The organism is Amycolatopsis roodepoortensis (assembly GCF_014873915.1).
Taxonomy (GTDB): domain Bacteria; phylum Actinomycetota; class Actinomycetes; order Mycobacteriales; family Pseudonocardiaceae; genus Amycolatopsis; species Amycolatopsis roodepoortensis.
In genome coordinates, this window is the sequence record NZ_JADBEJ010000004.1 from 1,158,396 (window position 1) to 1,180,049 (window position 21,654).

21 protein-coding genes are annotated in these 21,654 nt (G+C 69.3%); 12 read left to right on the plus strand and 9 right to left on the minus strand.

Annotation, left to right across the window (positions count from 1 at the left end; genetic code table 11):
• Positions 1 to 27: 27 nt before the first annotated feature.
• Complete coding sequence (locus H4W30_RS16180; protein WP_192743553.1) at positions 28 to 1,797, minus strand: serine/threonine-protein kinase; 1,770 nt, start codon at positions 1,795 to 1,797, stop codon at positions 28 to 30.
• Between the two features lie 185 nt (positions 1,798 to 1,982).
• Between H4W30_RS16180 and H4W30_RS16185 the strand changes: the two genes are divergently transcribed.
• Positions 1,983 to 3,854, plus strand: a complete 1,872-nt coding sequence (locus H4W30_RS16185) for a propionyl-CoA synthetase (protein ID WP_192743554.1) — start codon at positions 1,983 to 1,985, stop codon at positions 3,852 to 3,854.
• A 109-nt stretch (positions 3,855 to 3,963) separates the two neighbouring features.
• Complete coding sequence (locus H4W30_RS16190) at positions 3,964 to 5,544, plus strand: beta-N-acetylhexosaminidase (protein WP_192743555.1); 1,581 nt, start codon at positions 3,964 to 3,966, stop codon at positions 5,542 to 5,544.
• 49 nt (positions 5,545 to 5,593) lie between these two features.
• On the opposite strand, the gene H4W30_RS16195 is transcribed toward H4W30_RS16190, so the two are convergent.
• Both H4W30_RS16195 and H4W30_RS16200 read right to left on the minus strand, forming a co-directional pair.
• Complete coding sequence (locus H4W30_RS16195) at positions 5,594 to 6,205, minus strand: TetR/AcrR family transcriptional regulator (RefSeq protein WP_192743556.1); 612 nt, start codon at positions 6,203 to 6,205, stop codon at positions 5,594 to 5,596.
• Positions 6,195 to 6,890, minus strand: coding sequence for an MOSC domain-containing protein (locus tag H4W30_RS16200; RefSeq protein ID WP_192743557.1), 696 nt, complete (start codon positions 6,888 to 6,890; stop codon positions 6,195 to 6,197). The genes H4W30_RS16195 and H4W30_RS16200 overlap by 11 nt, the downstream gene beginning before the upstream one ends.
• A gap of 39 nt (positions 6,891 to 6,929) precedes the next feature.
• Between H4W30_RS16200 and H4W30_RS16205 the strand changes: the two genes are divergently transcribed.
• Positions 6,930 to 7,502 (plus strand): TIGR03086 family metal-binding protein, encoded by a 573-nt coding sequence (locus H4W30_RS16205; RefSeq protein WP_192743558.1) that lies wholly within the window; start codon positions 6,930 to 6,932, stop codon positions 7,500 to 7,502.
• Here the strand turns inward: H4W30_RS16205 and H4W30_RS16210 are convergent.
• Together H4W30_RS16210 and exaC are read right to left on the minus strand one after the other, a co-directional pair.
• The gene (locus H4W30_RS16210) at positions 7,456 to 7,839 is read right to left on the minus strand and encodes a DUF779 domain-containing protein (protein ID WP_192743559.1); all 384 of its coding nucleotides are present in this window, start codon (positions 7,837 to 7,839) and stop codon (positions 7,456 to 7,458) included. The two genes, H4W30_RS16205 and H4W30_RS16210, sit on opposite strands and share 47 nt — an antisense overlap.
• Entirely contained in the window at positions 7,839 to 9,362 is a 1,524-nt protein-coding gene (exaC, locus tag H4W30_RS16215; protein WP_037340578.1) for an acetaldehyde dehydrogenase ExaC, read from the minus strand. Before exaC ends, H4W30_RS16210 begins: the two co-directional genes overlap by 1 nt.
• A gap of 105 nt (positions 9,363 to 9,467) precedes the next feature.
• Between exaC and H4W30_RS16220 the strand changes: the two genes are divergently transcribed.
• Entirely contained in the window at positions 9,468 to 10,958 is a 1,491-nt protein-coding gene (locus H4W30_RS16220; RefSeq protein ID WP_192743560.1) for a GAF domain-containing protein, read from the plus strand.
• On the opposite strand, the gene H4W30_RS16225 is transcribed toward H4W30_RS16220, so the two are convergent.
• On the minus strand, positions 10,921 to 11,508 hold the full coding sequence (locus H4W30_RS16225; protein WP_192743561.1) for a DinB family protein: 588 nt from the start codon (positions 11,506 to 11,508) through the stop codon (positions 10,921 to 10,923). The two genes, H4W30_RS16220 and H4W30_RS16225, sit on opposite strands and share 38 nt — an antisense overlap.
• 94 nt (positions 11,509 to 11,602) lie before the next feature.
• Here H4W30_RS16225 and H4W30_RS16230 point away from each other — a divergent pair, with 94 nt between their 5' ends.
• Together H4W30_RS16230 and H4W30_RS16235 are read left to right on the plus strand one after the other, a co-directional pair.
• Positions 11,603 to 12,403: an SGNH/GDSL hydrolase family protein gene (locus H4W30_RS16230; protein WP_192744126.1), complete on the plus strand. Its 801-nt coding sequence runs from the start codon at positions 11,603 to 11,605 to the stop codon at positions 12,401 to 12,403.
• Positions 12,382 to 12,939 carry a TetR/AcrR family transcriptional regulator gene (locus H4W30_RS16235; RefSeq protein WP_192743562.1) on the plus strand — a complete coding sequence of 186 codons (558 nt, stop codon included), beginning with the start codon at positions 12,382 to 12,384 and terminating at the stop codon, positions 12,937 to 12,939. The genes H4W30_RS16230 and H4W30_RS16235 overlap by 22 nt, the downstream gene beginning before the upstream one ends.
• Here H4W30_RS16235 and H4W30_RS16240 read toward each other — a convergent pair.
• The gene (locus H4W30_RS16240) at positions 12,927 to 14,360 is read right to left on the minus strand and encodes a phytoene desaturase family protein (protein ID WP_192743563.1); all 1,434 of its coding nucleotides are present in this window, start codon (positions 14,358 to 14,360) and stop codon (positions 12,927 to 12,929) included. The two genes, H4W30_RS16235 and H4W30_RS16240, sit on opposite strands and share 13 nt — an antisense overlap.
• A gap of 95 nt (positions 14,361 to 14,455) precedes the next feature.
• Here H4W30_RS16240 and H4W30_RS16245 point away from each other — a divergent pair, with 95 nt between their 5' ends.
• The 6 genes from H4W30_RS16245 to H4W30_RS16270 all read left to right on the plus strand — a co-directional run bounded on the left by H4W30_RS16245 (position 14,456) and on the right by H4W30_RS16270 (position 19,663).
• Positions 14,456 to 15,190 carry a DUF2786 domain-containing protein gene (locus H4W30_RS16245; RefSeq protein ID WP_125782440.1) on the plus strand — a complete coding sequence of 245 codons (735 nt, stop codon included), beginning with the start codon at positions 14,456 to 14,458 and terminating at the stop codon, positions 15,188 to 15,190.
• Between the two features lie 80 nt (positions 15,191 to 15,270).
• Positions 15,271 to 16,026 (plus strand): GNAT family N-acetyltransferase, encoded by a 756-nt coding sequence (locus H4W30_RS16250; protein WP_192743564.1) that lies wholly within the window; start codon positions 15,271 to 15,273, stop codon positions 16,024 to 16,026.
• 28 nt (positions 16,027 to 16,054) lie between these two features.
• Positions 16,055 to 16,396: an ArsR/SmtB family transcription factor gene (locus H4W30_RS16255; protein WP_192743565.1), complete on the plus strand. Its 342-nt coding sequence runs from the start codon at positions 16,055 to 16,057 to the stop codon at positions 16,394 to 16,396.
• Positions 16,393 to 16,662: a hypothetical protein gene (locus H4W30_RS16260; protein WP_192743566.1), complete on the plus strand. Its 270-nt coding sequence runs from the start codon at positions 16,393 to 16,395 to the stop codon at positions 16,660 to 16,662. Before H4W30_RS16255 ends, H4W30_RS16260 begins: the two co-directional genes overlap by 4 nt.
• Before the next feature lie 111 nt (positions 16,663 to 16,773).
• Positions 16,774 to 18,948 (plus strand): MMPL family transporter, encoded by a 2,175-nt coding sequence (locus H4W30_RS16265; RefSeq protein WP_192743567.1) that lies wholly within the window; start codon positions 16,774 to 16,776, stop codon positions 18,946 to 18,948.
• A complete protein-coding gene (locus H4W30_RS16270; RefSeq protein ID WP_192743568.1) occupies positions 18,941 to 19,663 on the plus strand; it encodes a class I SAM-dependent methyltransferase in 723 nt (240 codons plus the stop codon). Before H4W30_RS16265 ends, H4W30_RS16270 begins: the two co-directional genes overlap by 8 nt.
• Here the strand turns inward: H4W30_RS16270 and H4W30_RS16275 are convergent.
• Together H4W30_RS16275 and H4W30_RS16280 are read right to left on the minus strand one after the other, a co-directional pair.
• Positions 19,660 to 21,033 (minus strand): UTP--glucose-1-phosphate uridylyltransferase, encoded by a 1,374-nt coding sequence (locus H4W30_RS16275; RefSeq protein ID WP_192743569.1) that lies wholly within the window; start codon positions 21,031 to 21,033, stop codon positions 19,660 to 19,662. The genes H4W30_RS16270 and H4W30_RS16275 overlap by 4 nt on opposite strands.
• 31 nt (positions 21,034 to 21,064) lie before the next feature.
• On the minus strand, positions 21,065 to 21,637 hold the full coding sequence (locus H4W30_RS16280) for a 5-formyltetrahydrofolate cyclo-ligase (protein WP_192744127.1): 573 nt from the start codon (positions 21,635 to 21,637) through the stop codon (positions 21,065 to 21,067).
• Positions 21,638 to 21,654 lie beyond the last annotated feature (17 nt).

Consider the following 21,654-nt stretch of genomic DNA (forward strand, 5'->3'; position numbering starts at 1 on the left):
AAAGGTCCCTTGCTCTCTTTTCGCAGGTCAGCGGGGGTGACGCTGAGGCTGGGGCTGCTGGTGGGGCTGCGGCTTCTGCTGCGGAGGGCGGCGCGGCACGATCTGCGTCACCGGGCCGTCCGGCGACTTGCCCGCGCGAGCGAGCCAGCCTTCGACGTCGCGCCGTACGGCGGTGAGCGTCGGACGACGGCGGGGCTCCTGGTCGAGCGAAGCGATGAGGATCCGGGCGTGCGCGCTGCGGTTCGGCAGCTTCGACACCGGTTCGGCGCGGGCGGCGGCCATCAGCGCGGCCATCGGGGTCTCCCGGGTGCCGCGCGGAGGCTGGCCCGAGAGCGCGTAGCTGACCGTCGCGGCGAGCTGCCAGGCGTCCGACGCCGGGCTGGCCGGTGAGCCCATCGCCTGCTCGGGAGCGACGAAGTCCGGCGTGCCGATCATCATCCCGGTCGCGGTCATCTTCGAGTCGCCCTGGCTGCGGGCGATGCCGAAGTCGATGAGGTGGGCGAGCCCGTTGCGGTCGAGGATGATGTTCGACGGCTTGAGGTCCCGGTGCAGCACGCCCTTCTCGTGCGCCGCGGCGAGCGCGCCGGCCATGGTCGACCAGAGCCGTCCGGCGGCGATGTCGTCGAGCGGGCCCTGCGAGTCGACGATCTCGGCCAGCGAGCGCCCTTCGAGGTACTCCATGACCAGCGCGAGCCCGTCGGGCTCCTCGACGAGGTCGTACACCTTCACGCAGTTGGGGTGGTTCACCACGGCCAGCGCCCTGGCCTCGCGCTGCATGCGCTCTTCGGTGTCCCGGTCCGGCGCGTGCGCGATCTTCAGCGCGACCGTGCGGTTGAGCTGGGTGTCGACCGCTTCCCACACGGTGCCGAAGCCACCATGGCCGAGCCGGCGGACCCGCTTGTAGCGACTGCCGCCGGAGTTGCGGGAACCCGGCGGCGCCGGGACCGGACCCGGAACGGCGGCCAGCGCGGGAGGTTCGGGCGCCTGCGCCAGCGCGGTCGCCGGATACTGCTTGGCGGGAGGGGGCGGCAGCTGCGGCTGCGGCTTCGGGGCGGGCGGCTCCGGGCGGTACGGCTCGACCTTCTGCCGGGGCTGCGGGTCGGGCCGGTTGATCACCGACCACGGCGGCGGGCCGACGAGCGCGACCGGGATCAGGCCCAGCACGCTGAACGGCAGGAAACCGAGCCAGAAGTGCACGGCCGTGTTCGCGCCCATGCCGACGCTCGCCAGCACCATCAGCACGAACGGGATCCAGAAGAACCGCGAAGGCCACTTCGGGCCGCGACGGAACGCGGTGCGCGCCTGCAGCATTACGAACAGCAGCGACAGCGCCGGCAGCCCGACCAGCAGGATCAGGTAGAAGATGTAACTGAGCTGCATCCCGTTCGGGTAGAACAGCACCTCGTACACGTTCTGGCCGCGGCCGAGGTACTCGCTCTGCTTCCCGATCAGCGGGCTGTAGTCGGCGTTGAAGGTCGCCAGGTCGCTGCTGGAGAAGCCGGACTTACCGCCCGATTTGGACGCGGCCTCCTGGTACGTCTGCGACACCCCGGTGGCCAGCAGCCACGGCAGCAGGAAGACGGCGACGACGCCGATCCCGCCGAAGATGGACAGGGTCACCACGTCGTAGCGGTTGCCGGTGCCTTTGCGGATGATCGCGACGACCATCGCTCCCAGTGCGGGCAGCAGCGCGACCAGCGCTCCCGCGGTGCTCGTCGCCCACACCCAGTCCCCAGGCCAGATCCCTGGTCCGAACAGGCTGTGCGCGAACGAAAGCAGCGCGCTCGCTAGTCCCATGGACCCTGCTCCCCTCGCTCGGTTAGGCCGTTTCCGGCGGTTTTTCCCCTAGTCCAGCTTAGGACGCTCCATGCCCGCACAGGGTTGCCGGGTTGTCGCGGCCGTCTCTCCGCCGTTACCACCGGGCATCGGCCCGGCCGGAAGTCCATGATGGGGTCCGGTACCCGAACGCGAAGGAGCATTCGATGCACGCCGAGTCGTACCAGCGGAGCCTCGAAGACCCGGAGGGTTTCTGGCTCGAAGCCGCGCAGGCGATCGACTGGACCCGTCCGCCGACGCGGGCGCTCGACGCGTCGAAGGCGCCTTTCTACCGCTGGTTCCCGGACGGGGAGCTGAACACCGCGTTCAACGCGCTCGACCGGCACGTGCGGGACGGCCGCGGCGACCAGACCGCGCTGATCTGGGATTCCCCCGTCACCGATTCGGTTCGCCGGTTCACCTACGCGGAACTCCTGGACGACGTCGCACGCTTCGCCGGCGCGCTCGCCTCGCTCGGCGTCGGGAAGGGCGACCGCGTCATCGTGTACATGCCGATGGTCCCCGAGGCCGCGATCGCGATGCTCGCTTGTGCTCGGCTCGGCGCGGTGCATTCGGTCGTTTTCGGAGGCTTCGCGCCCAAGGAGCTCGCGGCCCGGATCGAAGACGCGAAACCCAAGGTCATCGTGGCCGCCTCGTGCGGAATCGAGCCGACGCGGGTCGTCGAGTACAAACCGATCATCGACGAGGCGCTCGCGGGCACCGTCCATCAACCGGACAAGGTCGTGGTGCTGCAGCGGGAGCGTGCCCGCGCCGAACTGGGCGAACGCGACGTCGATTGGACCGAACTCGTCGCGAAGGCCTCCCCCGCCGATCCGGTGCCGGTCGCGGCCACCGACCCGCTGTACATCCTGTACACCTCCGGCACCACGGGAAAGCCGAAGGGCGTCGTGCGCGACACCGGCGGGCACGCGGTCGCGCTGGCCTGGTCGATGGGCGCGATCTACGACATCCAGCCCGGCGACGTCTGGTGGACGGCGTCCGACGTCGGCTGGGTCGTCGGCCATTCCTACATCGTGTACGCGCCGCTCCTGATCGGGGCGACCACGGTCATGTACGAAGGCAAACCGGTCGGAACCCCCGACGCGGGCGCGTTCTGGCGCGTCATCTCCGATCACGGCGTGAAGGCGTTGTTCACCGCGCCGACGGCGTTGCGGGCGATCAAGAAGGTCGATCCGGACGCGGCCGAAATCGAAAAATACCAGCTCAGCGGATTCAAGACGTTGTTCATGGCCGGTGAACGGCTCGACCCGGAGACCTACCACTGGGCGCACGGGAAGCTCGGGGTGCCGGTGATCGACCACTGGTGGCAGACCGAGACCGGCTGGCCGATCGCGGCGAATCCGCGCGGGCTGGAACCGATGCCGGTCAAACCCGGTTCCGCGACGAAACCGGTGCCGGGCTGGGACGTGCGGATCCTGGACCAGACGGGCGACCCGCTCCCCGCCGGCCGGGAGGGCGCCATCGCCATCAAGCTGCCGCTCCCGCCGGGTTCGCTGCCGACGTTGTGGCAGGACGACGAGCGGTATCGCGAGGCGTACCTTTCGCGGTACGAAGGCCACTACCTGACGGGTGACTCCGGATACGTCGACGAAGACGGCTACCTGTTCGTCATGGGCCGCACCGACGACGTCATCAACGTCGCGGGCCACCGGCTTTCGACCGGTTCGATGGAAGCCGTGCTGGCCTCGCACCCCGCCGTCGCCGAATGCGCGGTGATCGGCGTCCGTGACCAGTTGAAGGGGCAGCTTCCGCGCGGTTTCGTGGTGCTGAAATCGGGCACCGACGTCGACGCGGAAACGCTCAAGGCCGAGCTGGTCGCGCTGGTGCGGCGAGACATCGGCCCGGTCGCCGCGTTCCGCGACGTGTCCATTGTGGACGCGCTGCCGAAGACGCGGTCCGGGAAGATCCTGCGCAAGACCATGCGCGGGATCGCCGACGGCCGCGACGAACAGGTGCCTTCGACGATCGAGGACGCGAGCGTTCTCGATGCCCTGAAAGCGGTTCTGCGCGGCGAGTGACCGGTGATCGGTACGGCGTACTGGTCCGATCGGGTGTTGTCGCGTTTGCCCTATTGGTCTATACCTTCTCAGGGAAGAGAGTCTCCAGGTATCCGACCGGAGGTGCTCCATGAGTAAACGCCTGTCCAGAACCGTGCTCGGCGTGGCGGTCCTGAGCCTCGTGACGCTCGGCCTGCCCGCGACGGCGAGCGCGGGGCAGCACGTCAAGGCCGAACGGACCGTCGCCGACGTCGTCCCGGCGCCGGTGGACGCGAAACCCGATCCCCGCTCCGACTTCCGGCTCGGTCCCGCGACCGTCATCCGCACCGACCGCGAAGGCAGGCAGGTCGCCGAGTACCTGGCAGGCCTGCTCCGGCCCGCCACCGGCTACCGGCTGCCCGTCGTCAGCGGTCACCGCGGCGGCGGCCCCGCCATCTCGCTCGAGACCGGCCACGCGAGCGGCCGTGTCGGCGCCGAGGGCTACCAGCTCAAGGTGTCGCGGTCCGGCGTGTCCTTGAAGGCGAACACCGACGACGGCCTGTTCCTCGGCGTGCAGACACTGCGCCAGCTGCTCCCGTCGGCGATCGAGGCGAAGACCGTCCAGAAGCGCGCGTGGGTGGTTTCGGGTGGCACGATGCTCGACTACCCGCGCTTCGGGTACCGCAGCGCGATGCTCGACGTCGCCCGGCACTTCTTCACGCCGGACCAGGTCAAGCTCTACATCGACCAGATCGCGCAGTACAAGATCAACAACCTCCACCTGCACCTGAGCGACGACCAGGGCTGGCGGATCGAGATCAAGAGCTGGCCGAAACTCGCGACCGTGGGCGGCCAGACGGCCGTCGGCGGCGCTCCCGGCGGCTACTACACGCAGGAGCAGTACAAGGATCTGGTGCGCTACGCGGCTTCGCGGCACATCACGATCGTTCCCGAGATCGACATGCCGGGGCACACCAACGCCGCCCAGTACTCCTACGCCGAACTGAACTGCGACGGCAAGCCGATACCGCCGCGCACGGATATCGAGGTCGGTTACAGCTCGCTGTGCATCGGCAAGGACATCACCTACAAGTTCGTCGACGACGTCATCCGCGAACTGTCGGCGATCACCCCCGGGAAGTACATCAACATCGGCGGCGACGAGGCCCACTCGACCACGCCGGAGGACTACCAGACCTTCGCCACGAAGGTGCACCCGATCGTCGCGAAGTACGGCAAGACGATCACCGGCTGGCACGACATCGCCAAGACGAAACCGCCGGTTTCGGCCGTCCCGCAGTTCTGGGGCACGACCGGGACGGACGCCCACGTGGCCGAGGCGGCGGCGCGCGGCAACAAGATCCTGATGTCGCCCGCGAACAAGGCGTACCTGGACATGAAGTACCACCCGCAGACGCCGCTCGGGCTGAGCTGGGCCGGGCTGATCGAGGTCAAGACCGGTTACGACTGGGATCCGGCGACGTATCTGCAGGGTGTGTCGGAGAAGAACGTCATCGGCGTGGAGGCTCCGCTGTGGTCGGAAACGCTGATCACCAGTGACCACATCGAATTCATGGCGTTCCCGAGGCTTCCGGGGTACGCCGAGATCGGCTGGTCGCCGAAGGACTCCCGGACCTGGGACGCCTACCGGCTCCGGCTGGCGAAGCAGAGCCCGCGGTGGGTTCAGCAGGGCATCGACTTCTACCGGTCCACGCAGGTCGACTGGAAGTAGCGCGCGATGAAAGGTCCCTTCCTGGCGAATTTCGCCAGGAAGGGACCTTTCATCGCACGGCGGCGTCGTCGAGGCGGGCGGTGATGGCGGCCCGCGCCAGCGCGTAGGGCTCGGTCCCGCCGAACATCACCGAATCGGCGTTCGCGGCTCGTCCGAGGGCGTTCAGTTCGAACGCCAGCTGGTTCACGTCGACCGACTCACGCAGATGCCCGGCTTTCCGCGCTTCGACCGCGGTGGACCGGATGAACTGGGAGAAAGCACGGCTCGCGTTGGCGACCGCGTCGTGCACACGACCGGTCCGTGCGTCGAATTCAGCACCGGTGTTGAAGAAGAAACAGCCGCCCGGGAACACCCGGCGTTCCGAGTAGTCGAGCCAGTTCGCGCAGAGCGCGCGCAACCGCTCGATCCCCTGCTCGACCCGCAAAGTCGGCTCGACGACGTTCTCCGCGAAGATCGCGCTCGCCGTCTCGACCGCCGCGAGCTGCAATTCCTCCTTGGAACCGAACAACGCGAACACCCCGGATTTGCTCAGTTCCAATTCGGTGGCGAGCCTGCCGAGGGACAACCCGTCGAGCCCTTCGACCGACGCGATGTCGACGGCGCGCCGAAGCACGATCCGCCTCGTCGCGTCACCGCGGGCCACCCGGCCGTCAACCGGCATTCCGTTCCTCTCGCCGCCTCTTCGCCGATGCCAGGCCGTCACGGTACTGCCGGGAAAGCGCCGGCGCCGCGAGCACCCGGTCCACCAGCGCCCAGTACGCGTCGCGGCGGGCGTCATCCAGCTGGGCGACGTTGGTGAACGACGCGACGTAGATCTCGGCGATCGTCGGGCTCACCGGATCGCGTTCTTCGAGTGTCATGCGTCCCGACGTGGGGACCTCGCCCGTCCGGAGCACCCGCAGGTACCAGCCGCTGCGTCCGGAATCGATCATGGCCGGGATGACGTCCTTGCGCCCGGTCTTCATCGCGAGCTTGAAGCACGGCGTGCGCGGCTGCGAGACCTGGACCAGGGCGTCTCCCCAGGCCCAGACGTCGCCGACGCGCACGTCGTACTCGTCGGCGCCCGTCACCGACGCGTTCTCCCCGAAGTCGCCCGCGACCACCGGAAAACCCTGCTCGGCCCAGGCCGCGTAGTGCGTCGCCGGGTAGACGTAAACCGCTTTGTCGACACCGCCGTGGACACTCCGGTCCGCCTGGTCGTCGCCGGCCAGATTGATCTCGTCCAGTTTCAGGGACGGCGCTTCCACCCGTGACTTCGCGATGGCGCTATACACCGGGACGTCGCGCTTCGTGCCCAACAGCGACGGCCGCCCGACGAAGACCTCGTTCACTTCGAGAGTGCTCACCTCTAGAATATAGCACGATCGTTCGTATACATTGCCGCCATGGATCTCATCTCACTCACGACAAGAGCCCATCGCGCTACCGGGGCCACGATCGCCGAAATCGGCGCGGACGACTGGGACCGCTCGACCCCCTGCGCCGAGTGGACCGTCCGCGACATCGTGAAACACCTGATCGAGGGGCACGATTCGCGCACCGCGGAGGCGACCGCCCACCCGATGAAGACCCGGCCGTCGGCCGACGGCGACCTGGCCAGGTCCTACGAAGAGAGTTCCGCCGAGTTCCTCGCGGCCTTCGACGGCGAAGCGCCGGAGAAGACCTTCGACTTCGGGAGCTTCGGCAAGCTCCCCGGGAAGAACGCGCTGGCCGTGCTGTTCGTCGACACGCTCACCCACCACTGGGACCTCGACACCGCCCTGGGCCGCGAGCACCACTGGGACGACGAGCTCGCCGAGGCCGCGTTGAAAGTGGCGAGCCGCTATCCCGACGTGATGCCGGTGCGCGGGCCCGGCGGCGCCTTCGACCACGCTGTCGAGGCACCGCCGGACGCCGGGCCGGGCGCACGGCTCATCGCGTTGCTTGGCCGTTCAGCTCAGCCGACTCCGCATCGCTGAACAGCCGGGAACGGACCAGGAAGCGGACCCCTTCGGGCGCCTCCAAGGAGAATCCGCTCCCCCTGCCGGGAACGACGTCGATGGTCAGATGCGTGTGCTTCCAGTACTCGAACTGGGGGCCCGACATCCACACCGGAACGTCGTCGATTCCCTCGACGCTCAGGTCACCAAGGTGGACGTCGGACGCCCCGGTGCGGAATTCGCCCGCCGGGTAGCACATCGGGGCGCTCCCGTCGCAGCATCCGCCGGACTGGTGGAACATCACCGGCCCGTGGAGTGACACCAGTCGCCGCAGCAGCTCCGCGGCGGCCGGTGTCAAGCCGACCCGCTCGGCCATCAGAAGAACCCGAGCGCACTGTCCGAATAGGACACGAGCATGTTCTTGGTCTGCTGGTAGTGGTCCAGCATCATCTTGTGGTTCTCGCGCCCGATCCCGGACGCCTTGTAGCCGCCGAAGGCCGCGTGCGCCGGGTACGCGTGGTAGTTGTTGACCCACACCCGGCCCGCCTGGATGTCGCGGCCGGCGCGATAGGCGGTGTTGCCGTCGCGCGACCAGACACCGGCGCCGAGGCCGTATAGCGTGTCGTTGGCGATTTTCAGCGCGTCGGCGTAGTCGTCGAACCTCGCCACCGAGACCACCGGGCCGAAGATCTCCTCCTGGAAGATCCGCATCTTGTTGTCGCCCTCGAAGACCGTCGGCTGCACGTAGTAGCCGCCGGACAACTCGCCACCGAGGTCACTGCGCTCACCACCGGTGAGGATCTTCGCGCCTTCCTTCTGGCCGATGTCGATGTAGGAAAGGATCTTCTCCAGCTGGTCGTTGGAGGCCTGCGCGCCGATCTGCGTCTCGGTGTCGAGCGGGTGCCCCTGCTTGATCTTCTTGACGCGCTCGACGGCATCGCCGAGGAACCGGTCGTAGATACCGGACTGGATCAACGCCCGCGACGGGCAGGTGCAGACCTCGCCCTGGTTCAGCGCGAAGAGCGCGAACCCTTCCTGGGCCTTGTCGTAGAACGCGTCGTTGGCCGCGGCGACGTCGTCGAAGAAGATGTTCGGGCTCTTGCCGCCGAGTTCGACGGTGACCGGGATGATGTTCTCGCTGGCGTACTGCAGGATCAGCCGTCCGGTGGTGGTCTCGCCGGTGAAGGCGACCTTCCGTACTCGATTGCTCGACGCGAGCGGCTTGCCGGCCTCGACGCCGAAACCGTTGACGATGTTCAGCACGCCCGGCGGGATCAGATCGCCGATGAGCGACATGAGCAGGTGGATCGACGCCGGGGTCTGCTCGGCGGGTTTGAGCACGATCGCGTTGCCCGCCGCGAGCGCGGGCGCGAGCTTCCAGACCGCCATCAGCAGCGGGAAGTTCCACGGGATGATCTGGCCGACGACGCCGAGCGGCTCGTGGAAGTGGTAGGCGACGGTGTTGTCGTCGATCTGCGAGATGCCGCCCTCTTGGGCGCGCAGAGCGCCCGCGAAGTAGCGGAAATGGTCGATCGCGAGGGGGATGTCGGCGGCGAGGGTCTCGCGGACCGGTTTGCCGTTCTCCCACGATTCGGCGACGGCGATCGCCTCGAGGTTCTGCTCCATCCGGTCGGCGATCCGGAGCAGCACGTTCGCCCGCTCGTCCACCGACGTCCGGCCCCAGGCCGCGGCCGCGCCTTCGGCCGCGTCGAGCGCGCGGTCGATGTCGGCGGCGGTGCCGCGGGCGACCTCGGTGAACACCTGTCCGGTCACCGGGGTGGGGTTCTCGAAGTACTGACCGCTCGCGGGCGGTACGTACTCGCCTCCGATGTAGTGGTCGTAGCGCGATTCGTAGCTGACGACGCTGCCTTCGGTGTTCGGTGCCGCGTACTTGGCCATCTTTCCTGCCTCATCGCTAGGGGTGACGGATGACGGCGAAGCTAGGGCGGGCGGGGTTGCACGCACGTTGCAACGAAGTGAGCGCGGTCACCTATCCTCGGAAACGTGGCGGAGCTGCCCGGAGGTGAGGCGTCGCCGCGTGACCCTCAGGCGTACGCGCGGCTGCTGAAGGACGTCCACGACGCCGTCCTCTCCGGTGTTCCCGCGCCGCGTTCCCCCAGGTCGATCGTGTCGGCTTCGTGGAACCGCTCGCTCGCCGCGCGCGTCGACCCGGACAAGGGCGTCGCGCCGCTGGTCTACGACTCCGGTGAGGTGAGCGGCCTCAGGGAGGAGCATCCGCTTGCGCCGGTGCTGCCGATCCTGCGGCAGACGCTGGTGAGCATCGCCGACGATGCCGAGCACATGATGATCGTGACCGACGCGGCCGGGCACATCCTGTGGCGCGAGGGCGCGGCCGGCGTGCTTCGGCGCGCGGACGGCGTGATGCTCGCCGAAGGTACCCGGTGGAGTGAAGACGTCATCGGGACCAACGCGATGGGCACCACGCTGGCCACCGGGGAACCGGTGCAGATCTACTCGGCCGAACACCTGGTGCGCACCTATCACGGCTGGACCTGCGCGGCCGCGCCCGTGCGCGACCCCGAGACCGGCGCGCTGCTCGGGTCGATCGACGTGAGCGGCCCGTTGCGGACGGTCCATCCCGCGATGCTCGCGCTGGTCACGGCGGCCGCGCAGCTCGCCGAAGGCCAGTTGCGGGCCCGGCTCGCGATGCGCGACGAGCGGCTGCGGGCCGCGAACATGACTCACCTGGAAGCGTTGCGCGGCGCGCCGGGCGCCCTGCTTTCCGCGAAGGGACGCGTGCTGGCGGCCGAAGCCTGCGGCGATCTTCCCTCCACTGTGGACATCCGGCCGGGCGGCGGCGCGGTCACCCTGCCCGACGGGCGGCTCGGAACGGTGGAGCCGTTGAGCGAGGGTTACCTGCTGCGCCTGCGGAATCGGGTCCCGTCGAGGCGGCCGCGGCTCGCGCTGGAATTCCTCACCGACGGGCCGCCGACGACCACAGTGGACGGTCGCGACGTGCCGTTCACCTTGCGGCACGCGGAGATCCTCACGCTGCTCGCGCTGCATCCGGGCGGCCTCTCGGCGGAGCGGCTGGCCCTGCTGCTCTACGGCGAGAGCGGCAATCCGGTGACCGTCCGTGCGGAGATCCACCGGCTGCGGACGCAGCTCGGGTCCGACATCGTGCAGACGCGGCCGTACCGGCTTTCCGCCGAGGTCGACGCCGACTTCCTGCGTGTCCGCGCGGCGCTCAAACGCGGCGACGTCGCCGGGGCCGCGAACGCCTTCCGCGGTCCGCTACTGCCCGAATCGGAGTCGCCCGCCGTGCGCGAGGAGCGCGAATCGGTCACCGCGTCGGTCCGGCGGGTCGTCCTCGGCAGCGGGGACGCCGCGGCGCTGTGGTCATACTGGGAGACCCCGACCGGGGCCGACGACCTGGAGATCGTCGACGCGCTGTGCCGGGTCCTCCCGGACGGCGATCCGCGACGCGCCGTCGCCTTCACACACCGGGCCCGCGTTCTGTCCGGGCGGCCTTGACGGCGGCTCGCTCGATCTGGTCGCGCCTCGCTGCCCAGAAGGCCTCGTCGCGCTCTTCGCTGGCCGCCTCGGTCGAGCCGTCCAGTTGCTCGCGCAGGATGTCGGCGTGCCCGGCGTGGCGGCCGGTCTCGGTGAGCATGTGGACCAGGACGGCGAACAGGTTCACCCGCGGTCGGGGCCACCACGGCACGTGACCGGGTGAATCGAGGGTCAGAGCCGCGATCGTCGCGTCGGAGTGCGCCCACGCGCGACGGTAGCGGCCGACGACCTCGTCGCGGGTCTCGTGCTCGGCGACCCACAGGTCGGCGCCGCGCTGCCCGAGGTCGTCCCAGCGGGGCAGGGGTTCGGGGAACGGCCGGTCGAAGACCTCGCCGAAATACCGGGATTCCCAGAGCGCCAGGTGTTTGACCAAACCGAGCAAGTTGGTGCCGGTCCGGGTCAGGGGACGGCGGATGTCGTATTCGCCCAGTCCTTCGATCTTCTGGAGCAGCACCTCGCGGATCTCTCGCAGATCGCCGTGCAAATGCTCTTTCGCGACGTCATCGATCATGACCCGAGCCTGCCAGCCCGGGCCGAGTAGACAGCGTCTACATCAGTTTGATAGACAGTGTCTACAAGGTGAACTCGTGGTTACGGAGATCTGGATGGGCTACCAACGTTTCGTCGCGCTCGGCGACAGCTGCGCCGAAGGGCTGGCCGATCCGCATCCGTCGGGCGGCTTCTACCGGGGCTGGGCCGACTTCGTCGCGGCACGTCTCGCCGAGGACGAGCCCGGTTTCCGTTACGCCAACCTCGCGGTCCGCGGCCGCAGGCTCGACCAGATCCACGCCGAACAGACCCCGGCCGCGAGCAGGCTCCAGCCCGACCTGATCGCCTTGTTCGGCGGCGGCAACGACGTGATGAGCCGCGGCTGGGACGCGCGCACGGTCGCCCGCCGCGTAGACACGGCCGTCCGCGCCTGCACCGAGATCGCACCGCGGGTCGTCACCTTCACCCTCAGCGACATCTCCCACCGTATGCCGATGGGCCGCCGCATGCGCCCGCGTCTCACCGCGCTGAACGACGCCGTCCGTGAGGCGTCCGTCAGCTACGGCGCGACCCTCGTCGACCTCTGGCCGGACGACGCCGCGCACGATTCCCGCTACTTCGGCCCGGATCGGCTGCACCTGTCCGAGCAGGGCCATCGGCGGCTGGCCGGGCACGTCCTCGGCAAGCTCGGCGTCTCCCACGACCCGGCGTGGCTCGCCCCGCTGCCCGGCTCGGCGGGACGCCCCGGCCTGCGCGCGGATCTGCGCTGGCTGACGCGGGAGGTCCTCCCGGTCGCGGGCACCCGCTTCCGCAACCGGCTCATCGGCCGCCAGCCGGGCGACGGTTTCCTGCCGAAGCGTCCCGAACTCCTTCCCGTCCACGAGGAGACCCGGTCGTGGGCGCCCGAACCCGCCTGATCGACACCGCGGCGCAGCTGCTGGCCGAAGAGGGCGTCGGCGCCGTGACGCTGCGCGGGATCGCCAAGGCCGCCGGTGTTTCGCACGGTGCGCCGCTGCGGCATTTCCCCGGCCGCGCGGCGCTGCTGTCGGCCGTCGCCACTCGCGGCTACACCGAACTGCTGGATCGCGGCGCCGCCCTGCCGGACGGGACACCGCGCGAACGGCTCATCGCGGCCTGCCACGGCTACCTCGATTTCGCACTGGCCAATCCGGCGATGTTCGAGCTGATGTTCCGCCGCGACCTCATCGACGCCAACGACGCCGAACTCACGCGGGTGAGCAGCGCGGTGTTCGACTTCTTCGCCGCGATGGTCGCCGAACTCCAGGAAGGCGGCTGGCATCCCGCGACCGATCCGCGGCTGCTCGCGTCCTCGCTGTGGGCGTCGCTGCACGGCCTCGCCCAGCTGTGGCTCTGGGGCGGGCTGGCCGGCGCGAGCTTCGCGCCGTCACCGGAAAGGGCGTTGGCCGTCACCCTCGACGCCTATCTCGGCTGAACCGGGAAGTCCTTGCCCAGTACGGCTTTCGCCGCGTGCCAGCCGCCCATCCCGTGGACGCCCGGCCCCGGCGCGGTCGACGCCGAACACAGGAAGACGCCACCGAGCGGGGTCCGGTGCGTGTTCCACCGGGCGACCGGGCGTCCGAGCACCTGGCGCAGATCCACCGCCCCGGCGGCGACGTCACCGCCGGGATAGTTCGCGTTGTACGCCTCGAGTTCCGGCGCGGTGAGACAGCGGCTCGCCAGGACCGTGTCGGAGAATCCGGGCGCGAACCGCTCGATCCGCCGCCGGACCAGCTCCGTGGCGTCTCGCGGATCCCCTTGCGGCATATGGCAATACGCCCACACCGGTCGTTTCCCCGGCAGCCCGCGGGACGGGTCGAGCGCCATCGGATCCGACACGAGCACGAACCGGTCGTCCGGATCCTCTCCGCGCGCGACGGCGTTTTCGGCGGCGTACACCTCGTCTCGCGTGCCTCCGAGATGAACCGTGCCCGCCTTGCCGACCTCGGGCACCGCCCACGGAACCGGTTCGGAAACCAGGAAATCGACCTTCGCCACGCCTGGTCCGTAGCGATAGGACTCCAGCGCCCTCCGGTATCGCGGCGGCAGCAGATCACCGGCGATTTCGAGGAAACCGCGCGGGGCGACGTCGAGGATCACCGTGCGCGACTTCGCGAGTTGCCGCAGATCGGTGATCCTGCTGCCGGTGTGGATCCGCCCGCCATGCGCCCGGACGTCGGCGGCGAGCGCCTCGGTGATGGTCTGGCTGCCGCCACGCGCGATCGGCCAGCCGGTCGAGTGAGCCAGGTGAGCGAGCAGGAGTGTCGCGCCCGCCGCGGCGAGCGAAGGCTGGCGGCCCATCACGTGCGCGGACACTCCGGCGAGCAGGGCGGGCGCCTCCGGACCGGTGAACAGGCGGCGTTCCAGACCGGCGGCGAGCATCGCGATCCTGGCCGGGAGGAGGGCGGCGGCGCGGGGATCACGGGGAGGATGCCGAAGATCCCCGAGCAGCAGTCCGGCCAATTCGCGACTGTTTTCCGCCAACGGGCCCAGCAGACGGCGCCACCGGGGGCCGTCCGTGCCGAGGGCGTCACAGGTCCGGTCGAGCTCTTCGTAGGCGAGACCGGCCCGGCCACCGTCCAGAGGATGGGCGTACGCGATCTCCGGCCGCAGGAGATCGACGCCGTGCGCGGCGAGATCGAACCAGCGGAAGAACGGGGACGCCGCAGCCAGCGGATGCCCGGTGGCGCAGATATCGTGCCGGACCTCGTCGTCGAACAGCGAAGCCGTGCGCGTCCCGCCGCCGATCTCGTCCGCCGCCTCGTGCACTTCGACCGTCCGCCCCGCTCTGACCAGCAGGACCGCCGCCGCGAGCCCGTTCGGGCCGGAACCGACCACCGACACGTCGACCGCCATAGTGCCCCCTTGCCGGGATCGGCGACAGCTCACCCGAATATTGTCGGACCTCTCTCCTAGATTGATCCGCTCCAACCCAATCAGGAAGGAGGGCCATGCCCGACCATGACACGCTGCTCGCGCGCGTCCGGAAACTCCTCGCGAAGGCGGAGGACCCGGCGGTCACCGAGGCCGAAGCCGAGTCGTACAACACCAAGGCCGCCGAACTGATCGCCCGGTACGGCATCGATCAGGCGCTGCTGGCCGCCTCCGGGGCGACCGCGGACGAGATCACCCAGATCATGATCCCGCTCGACAACCCGTACAGCCGGGACAAGGCGGGGCTGCTCACCAACATCGCGCATCCGCTGCGCTGCCGGGCCCTGCTGCACCGGCTCGGCCAGTCGGTCACCGCGGTGACGGTGTTCGGATTCCGCTCCGATCTGGAGCGCACGGAGCTGCTGTACACGAGCCTGCTGCTGCAGGCGACCACCCAGCTGACCCGGGTCCGCCCGGAGAACCGGGTGTTCGCGGGCGAGTCGCTGGCGGCCTACCGGCGAACCTGGCTGCACGGGTTCTCCGGCGCGGTCTACGAACGGCTCCGCAACAGTGAGGACACCGCCGCCCGGACCCATACGACCGCGGCCGGTCACCGCTCGGCCGAGCTCGTGATCCAGGACCGGACGGCGATGGTCAAGCAGGCGTACGATGAGCAATACGGAGATCTGCGCTCGGCACCGCCGAGGCGGCTGTCCGGCAGCGGCTACCTCGACGGGCATTCCGCCGGCGAGCGCGCCAACCTCAACACCACCGGCATCACCGGGCGACGCCGCGCGCTGCCCGTGCGCTAGCCCGGTCGCACCACCTCGCACGGACCGTGCGGCGAAAAACCACCTCGTGAGAATCGCGTGTCCTCGGGTCTACTGAGGACATGATCGTGATCGAAGACCTGGCCACCCGGCCCGATTTGCGCGAACCCGCGCTCGCCCTCGGCGGTGTCGGCGGCGAATTCCTCCAGCACGGCCTGGCGGGCCTGCTGGCGAAATCGTCCCACCTGGCTGCCCGCTGGCCGGAATACTTCCTCGTGCTGCTGGAAGACGGCGCGCCCGTGGCGAGGACCGCCGCCGTCCCGGTCGGCTTCCCGACGGCCGAACGCCCGGAGCTGCCGGACCACGGCTGGGACGCCGCCCTGATCTGGGCCGCGGAAGACCTGATGAGCGCCCGTGAGACGAACACCCTGATCGCACTCGAAGTGATGGTCGCGCCAGGCCGCCGTGGCGGTGGCCTGGCCACAAAAGCATTGGAAGCGTTGAAGAAGCGCGCCTCGGATACGGGGATGCGCAAGCTCGTCGTGCCGGTCCGCCCGGCCGGGAAGGAGAACGAACCTCGACTGTCCTTTGAGGACTACATCGCCCGCCGTCGCGCGGACGGGCTGCCGGAGGACCCGTGGCTGCGCACGCATGAACGGCTCGGCGCACGGTTCGTGAAGGTGGCGCCGTTCGCGATGACGGTCACCGGCACCTTCGCCCAGTGGCAGGCGTGGGCCGGCGTCGAACTCCGGGACGGCCTCACGGCCGTGCCGGGCGGGATCGCGCCGGTGCTCGCCTCCTCGGCGCTGGACGTCGGCGTCTACACCGAACCGAACGTCTGGCTCGAGCACCTGGTATCCGGAGCCAGCACCTGCTAGCTTTCTTTGGCATGTGCAGGAGCTCGGTATGACCGCCACCGGACCGTCCGGCGACGAGCTGCTGCGGCTGCTGGGGGCGCTGGCGAATCCGCACCGGCTGCGGATCGTCGCGGCGCTGCGCGCGGAACGCGTGTATGTCAGCCAGCTGGCGCGAGAGCTCGGCATCAGCCGGGCACTGTTGCAGCTCCACCTGCGCAAACTGGAGGCGGCCGGGCTCGTTTCGGCCACCTTGGAGCTGTCGGAGGACGGGAAGGCGATGAAGTTCTACGAGGTGGAACCGTTCCTGGTCGAGCTGAGCCCGGACACCATCGCCGCCGCGGCGCCGACGCTGAGCACACCGGCACCGGACGACGAGGGGGAACGAGCGTGAAGTGGCATCAATGGCAGGAGGTCGCCGGGCTGATCGGCATCTTCGTGTTCCTCACCGTGGTCATCACGGTGGTCGTGTGGCAGTTCGGCGCGACCATCCGGGCCAGGGGCGCGCTCGCGCGCGAGCAGGAATACCGCAGGCTCGCCGAGAAGGCCGTCCAGGCGCAGGAAGAGACCGAACGCAAACTCACCGAACTCGACGGACGCCTCGCGGAACTGCGGAAGAGCGTGAGCACGGTCGAGCGGATCCTCAAGGAGGTCGACTGACCGGCCGGTGAAAGACCCTGGGCCGCCGAGCGGCAACTCGGCGGCCCAGGAAAGAAGAAGCAAAAACCTCGCCCGAGGCATCTCACTCCTTCACGTAAAGGACTGTAGTTCATGCTGCCCGAAAAGATCGCCGCGTGGTCCCTGCGGCATCGCGCGCTCACCCTCGTCGGCTGGGTCGCCCTCGTGGTCGTCGCCCTGTTGTCGGGAATGCTGCTGGACGGTGAAAGCCGCCGGAGCACCGATCCCGGCGAGTCCGGCCGCGCGCAGACCGCGATGAACGCGCAAGACACCTTCGACCCCTTACGCGAGAACGTCCTCGTAACGCCGAAGGAGCCCGGTTCGCCGCCGTTCGCCAGGAACGAAGAACTCCGGCGGGCGACCGAAGATCTGGTCACCACGCTCACTGGGTCCGGCGCTGTCACCGGCGTCCGCTCGCCGCTGGCCGACGGCGAGCGGATCTCGGCCGACGGCACGTCCGGCCTCGTCGGCTTCGCGATCGCCGGCGGAGAGAAGGAAGTCCGCCCGAACTTCGAGACCGCGACGGCGCGAGTGGCCGAGGTCGGCGCCCGGCATCCTTCGGTCCGGTTGAGCCAGTCCGGGGACCTCAGCCTGTCGACCGTGGTCGACAAGGGCATCCGGGAGGACGTCAAGCGCTCGGAGCTGCTTTCGCTGCCGCTCACCCTGGTGATCCTGCTGATCGTCTTCGGGGCGCTGGTCGCCGCGTCGGTCCCGCTGCTGCTGGCGGGCACGAGTGTCGCGGCGACGTTCGGTTTCCTCTCCGTCGTCGACGACTTCACCCCGATCAACGGCGCGACGACGGTGATCACCCTGCTCATCGGGATGGCGGTCGGCGTCGACTACTCACTGTTCTTCCTCAGGCGGCAACGGGAAGAACGCGCGCGCGGCCACTCCGTCGACAGCGCGATCCGCGTCGCGGCGCGGACCTCCGGGCATGTCGTCCTCGTCTCCGGCGTCACGGTCGTCGTGTGCGTGGGCGGGTTGGTGTTCACCGGGCTCGACAACTTCACCGGGCTCGCGATCAGCACGGCGTTCGTGGTCGGGCTGGCCATGCTCGGCGCGGTCAGCGTGCTGCCGGCACTGCTCTCGCTGCTGGGCGACAAGGTCGATCGCGGGCGGATTCCCTGGCTGGGCAAGCGACGCACCGCCGCGGAGAACTCGCGGTTCTGGTCCGAGACGGCTCGCCTGGTCACCCGGCGACCGGCGTTGTGGGGCGGGCTCGCGACCGCGCTGCTCGTCCTGCTCACGCTGCCCGCGCTCGGCATGCGCCTGCAGGATCCGACCCCGGCGGAGAGCCTGCCGCGCTCGATGGCCACGATCGACGCGGCCGTCCGCACCCAGGAAGCCTTCCCAGGGGTGGCCTACCCCGCCACGGTGGTGCTGACGGCCGAGCGCGGCGGCCCGGTCGACAGCCCGGCGCTACGCGCGGCGATCACGGATCTCGACCGGCGGATCGGCGAATCCGGCGGCGTGCTGAACAAACCCGTCGCCGTGGCGAACGTCGGCGAAGCCGTGGTCGTCCGTGTCCCGCTGTCCGGCGCGGGCCGCGACGCGGAAGCCGACGCCGCGCTCGCGAAACTGCGTACCGAGGTACTGCCCGAGACGATCGGGAAGGTGGACGGCATCGAGTTCGCCGTGTCCGGCCGGACGGCGAACGCCCGCGACTTCGCGGACCGGGTCGTCGAACGGATGCCGCTGGTCTTCGGGTTCGTCCTGCTCGCGGCGTTCCTGTTGCTGCTGCGGGCTTTCCGGTCCGTACCGGTGGCGTTGGTGTCGATCGTGCTGAACCTGCTGTCGATCGGCGCGGCCTACGGCGTGCTCACCTGGATCTTCCAGGACGGCCATTTCGCTTCCCTGCTGGGCTTCACCCCGTACGGCGGGGTGGTGGGCTGGCTGCCGATGTTCATGTTCGTCCTGCTGCTCGGGCTGAGCATGGACTACCACATCTTCATCCTCAGCCGGATCCGTGAACGGCGGGCCGAAGGCGTTGTCACCGCGATCGTCCGCGGCACCGGTACGAGCGCGGGCGTGGTCAGCGGGGCGGCGGTGATCATGGTCGGCGTGTTCAGCGTCTTCATCACCTTGAGCGCGATCGAGTACAAGATGATGGGCGTCGGGATGGCGGTCGCCGTCCTGATCGACGCCACCCTGATCCGCGGCGTGCTGCTGCCCGCCTTCCTGGCCGCGCTGGGAGAACGGGCCTGGCGGCGCGGCGGTAAATCCGTGGCCCCAGAACGCATCCCGGAACTATCGTCGCCGAATGCCTGACGCACTCTTCGCCCACGCCCGGCTCGCACCGATCTACGACGCCTTCGACGGTCCTCGCGACGACCTTGAGCATTACCTCGGCATCATCGGCGAACTCGGGGCAAAGAGAGTGCTCGACGTCGGCTGCGGCACCGGCAGCCTGGCCGTTCTCCTTGCCGCGCGCGGGATCGAGGTCGTGGGGGTCGATCCCGCGGAAGCGTCACTGGAGGTCGCGAAGGCCAAAGACCCGGAAGGGAGGATCACCTGGATCCACGGCGACGCGAAAGCGGTGGGCGACGTGAAAGCCGATCTCGCCGTCATGACCGGCAACGTGGCCCAGGTCTTCCTGACCGACGACGAATGGCGCCGGACGCTCGAAGGCGTCCGCACCGCGCTGGTGCCGGGCGGCCACCTGGTCTTCGAGACCCGGCGTCCCGGTCGCCGCGCGTGGGAGGGCTGGGCGGCCGACCCGGCTCACGAAGTCATCGACGTCCCGGGCGTCGGCGAGGTCGAGCAGTGGCGTGAGGTCACCGAGGTGAACCTCCCGTTCGTGTCGTTCCGGTGCAGCTACCGGTTCTCCGACGGCGAGGTCGTCACCTCGGACTCGACGCTGTGGTTCCGCGAACGCGACGAACTGGAAGCCTTGCTGGCTGAACACGGCTTTCGCGTCCTGGACGTCCGGGACGCACCGGATCGTCCAGGACGCGAGTACGTGTTCATCGCCCAGCGGGACTAGAGGATTTCGCCGTCCGGAACGGTTTTCGGCCCGGTGATCTTCACGTCGCCGCGGACGACGACGTTCTTCCCGAAGGTGACGTCGCCGTCCACGGCGAGGCTCGTGCACTCCTTGAGCGACGGCGCGGAAGGGATACGCGCGTCGAAGTCCGGAAGGAGCTTGTAGAACTCCTTGCTCAGCGAAACGACCGGCGGGGTGGTGGTGAACTCCGGGATCATCTCCCCGCTCTCGTCGAGGACGTACGCGTCGGACCGGACGACGAGCAGGTCGTCGGTGGTCTTCACCGGTGCGAACCGGGTCCGCGGGATTTCGATGGCCCGCGCGCCCTCGACGGAGCCGATCGCCGCGCCCATCGCCGTTTCGAGCTGGATCACCGGCGTGCTGGCCGCGTCGGCCGGATCGACGGTCTTCCGGTTCACGATAAGCGGCAGCTGCGGCGCGGCAGGGTCTGCGTCCTGCAGGACTTTCAGGCGTTCGAGGTCGATCCAGATGTTGTTGGTGTTGTAGAACCGCCACTTGCCGACGTCGCCGAACGAGTCGTCGCCGTCGGGGACCTGCGCGGATTCACGCAGGACGATGCGGCCCGCGCGCCGCGCGAGGTGCCCGCCCTTGCGGTCGGCCGCGGTGCCGAGCACCGTCTCCATCGCGAACGGGATGCTCTCCTTCGCCATCCACGCGGCGATCCGCGCGTCCGGCAGCGCGCCGAGGTTGTCGGCGTTGGACACGAAACACCAGCGGATCCCCTCCGCCAGCAGCGTTTCGAGCATCCCGCTCACCGCGAGCGCGATGTAGATGTCACCGTGCCCCGGCGGGCACCATTCGAGTTCCGGGTTCGACGGCCATTCGGCGGGCCTGCCGTCGGCGGTGATCTTCGGCTCGCGGCCCTGCAGGAAGTCGGCCGGGATGACGTCGTCGGCGAGATCGGGGTACTTCTTCAGCAACTCCAGCGAAGGTTCGCGGGTGCCCGCCGAATTCATCAGGATCAGCGGAAGCCGCGCGTGGTACTTCTCGCGGATGGAGAGCACCTGCATGGCGATGACGTCGAGGAACGTCTTGCCCGGTTTGATCTCCAGCAGCGACTTCGGCCCGGTGAGCCCCATGCTCGTGCCGAGTCCGCCGTTGAGCTTCAGGACCGCGGTGCGGTCCAGGACGTGGCGGCCTTCTTCGGCGTCCGGCTCGGGCAGATCGACGAGCTTGCTGATGTCCTCGAGCGGTTCGAGTTCGTCGCCCGGCAATTGGCCGGCGCCGGGTTCGGACAACTGCTCCAGGCGCCGCCGCAGGGCCGCCAGCTCCATGGCGTGGGCCCCCGCGGAACGCATTTTCGACAGCGTTTCGGCGAACTGATCGGACAGGTGCGCGTCAGAGCTCATTGTGCCCTTTCTGAACCACTGCGTCGGGTTATCAGTCTATTACCGGGCGCGGAGCCAGCCCGTGCTCCGGGGTCAGTACCCCGGTCATGCGGACGTCATGCGGTTCCGCGGGCAACGCGCGCACGAGTTCGGCGTCCCGGACGACGGCGATCAGCGCGGCGTCCGGCGCGGCGAAAGCGAGCGACCGGTCGTAGTACCCGGCACCCCTGCCGAGCCGGACCCCTTCGTCGTCGACGGCGAGCGCGGGGATCAGCACCAGATCGGCCGTCCCCAGCGTGTCGGGACCGAGGCGGCGCCCGGTCGGTTCGAGCAGCCCCCGCAACCTGCCGGGCGCGAGACTCGACGGGCCCTCGAACGCGGCCCACTCCAGCGGCCCCGGCGTGCCGGGGACGATCGGCAGCAGCACGCGTTTCCCCTGGTCGAGAAGTTGATCAAGCAGCGCCGTCGACCCCGGTTCGGTACCGAAGGGGACGTAGGCGCACACGACCTCGCCCGGCAGCCGGGCGGCCGCGGCGGCGAGCGCCACCGCCTCCCGCACGCGCACTTCCGACACCTGCGAACGTCGTTCGGCGGTTATCCGGGAACGCCACTCCGCTTTGCTCAGGTGTTCATTGCCGGGCT

Coding starts and splice junctions, on each gene's coding strand:
- H4W30_RS16180 (WP_192743553.1), bottom strand. CDS start 1,797: ATGGGACTAGCGAGCGCGCTGCTTTCGTTCGCGCACAGCCTGTTCGGA.
- H4W30_RS16185 (WP_192743554.1), top strand. CDS start 1,983: ATGCACGCCGAGTCGTACCAGCGGAGCCTCGAAGACCCGGAGGGTTTC.
- H4W30_RS16190 (WP_192743555.1), top strand. CDS start 3,964: ATGAGTAAACGCCTGTCCAGAACCGTGCTCGGCGTGGCGGTCCTGAGC.
- H4W30_RS16195 (WP_192743556.1), bottom strand. CDS start 6,205: ATGCCGGTTGACGGCCGGGTGGCCCGCGGTGACGCGACGAGGCGGATC.
- H4W30_RS16205 (WP_192743558.1), top strand. CDS start 6,930: ATGGATCTCATCTCACTCACGACAAGAGCCCATCGCGCTACCGGGGCC.
- H4W30_RS16210 (WP_192743559.1), bottom strand. CDS start 7,839: ATGGCCGAGCGGGTCGGCTTGACACCGGCCGCCGCGGAGCTGCTGCGG.
- exaC (WP_037340578.1), bottom strand. CDS start 9,362: ATGGCCAAGTACGCGGCACCGAACACCGAAGGCAGCGTCGTCAGCTAC.
- H4W30_RS16225 (WP_192743561.1), bottom strand. CDS start 11,508: ATGATCGATGACGTCGCGAAAGAGCATTTGCACGGCGATCTGCGAGAG.
- H4W30_RS16230 (WP_192744126.1), top strand. CDS start 11,603: ATGGGCTACCAACGTTTCGTCGCGCTCGGCGACAGCTGCGCCGAAGGG.
- H4W30_RS16240 (WP_192743563.1), bottom strand. CDS start 14,360: ATGGCGGTCGACGTGTCGGTGGTCGGTTCCGGCCCGAACGGGCTCGCG.
- H4W30_RS16245 (WP_125782440.1), top strand. CDS start 14,456: ATGCCCGACCATGACACGCTGCTCGCGCGCGTCCGGAAACTCCTCGCG.
- H4W30_RS16250 (WP_192743564.1), top strand. CDS start 15,271: ATGATCGTGATCGAAGACCTGGCCACCCGGCCCGATTTGCGCGAACCC.
- H4W30_RS16255 (WP_192743565.1), top strand. CDS start 16,055: ATGACCGCCACCGGACCGTCCGGCGACGAGCTGCTGCGGCTGCTGGGG.
- H4W30_RS16265 (WP_192743567.1), top strand. CDS start 16,774: ATGCTGCCCGAAAAGATCGCCGCGTGGTCCCTGCGGCATCGCGCGCTC.
- H4W30_RS16270 (WP_192743568.1), top strand. CDS start 18,941: ATGCCTGACGCACTCTTCGCCCACGCCCGGCTCGCACCGATCTACGAC.
- H4W30_RS16275 (WP_192743569.1), bottom strand. CDS start 21,033: ATGAGCTCTGACGCGCACCTGTCCGATCAGTTCGCCGAAACGCTGTCG.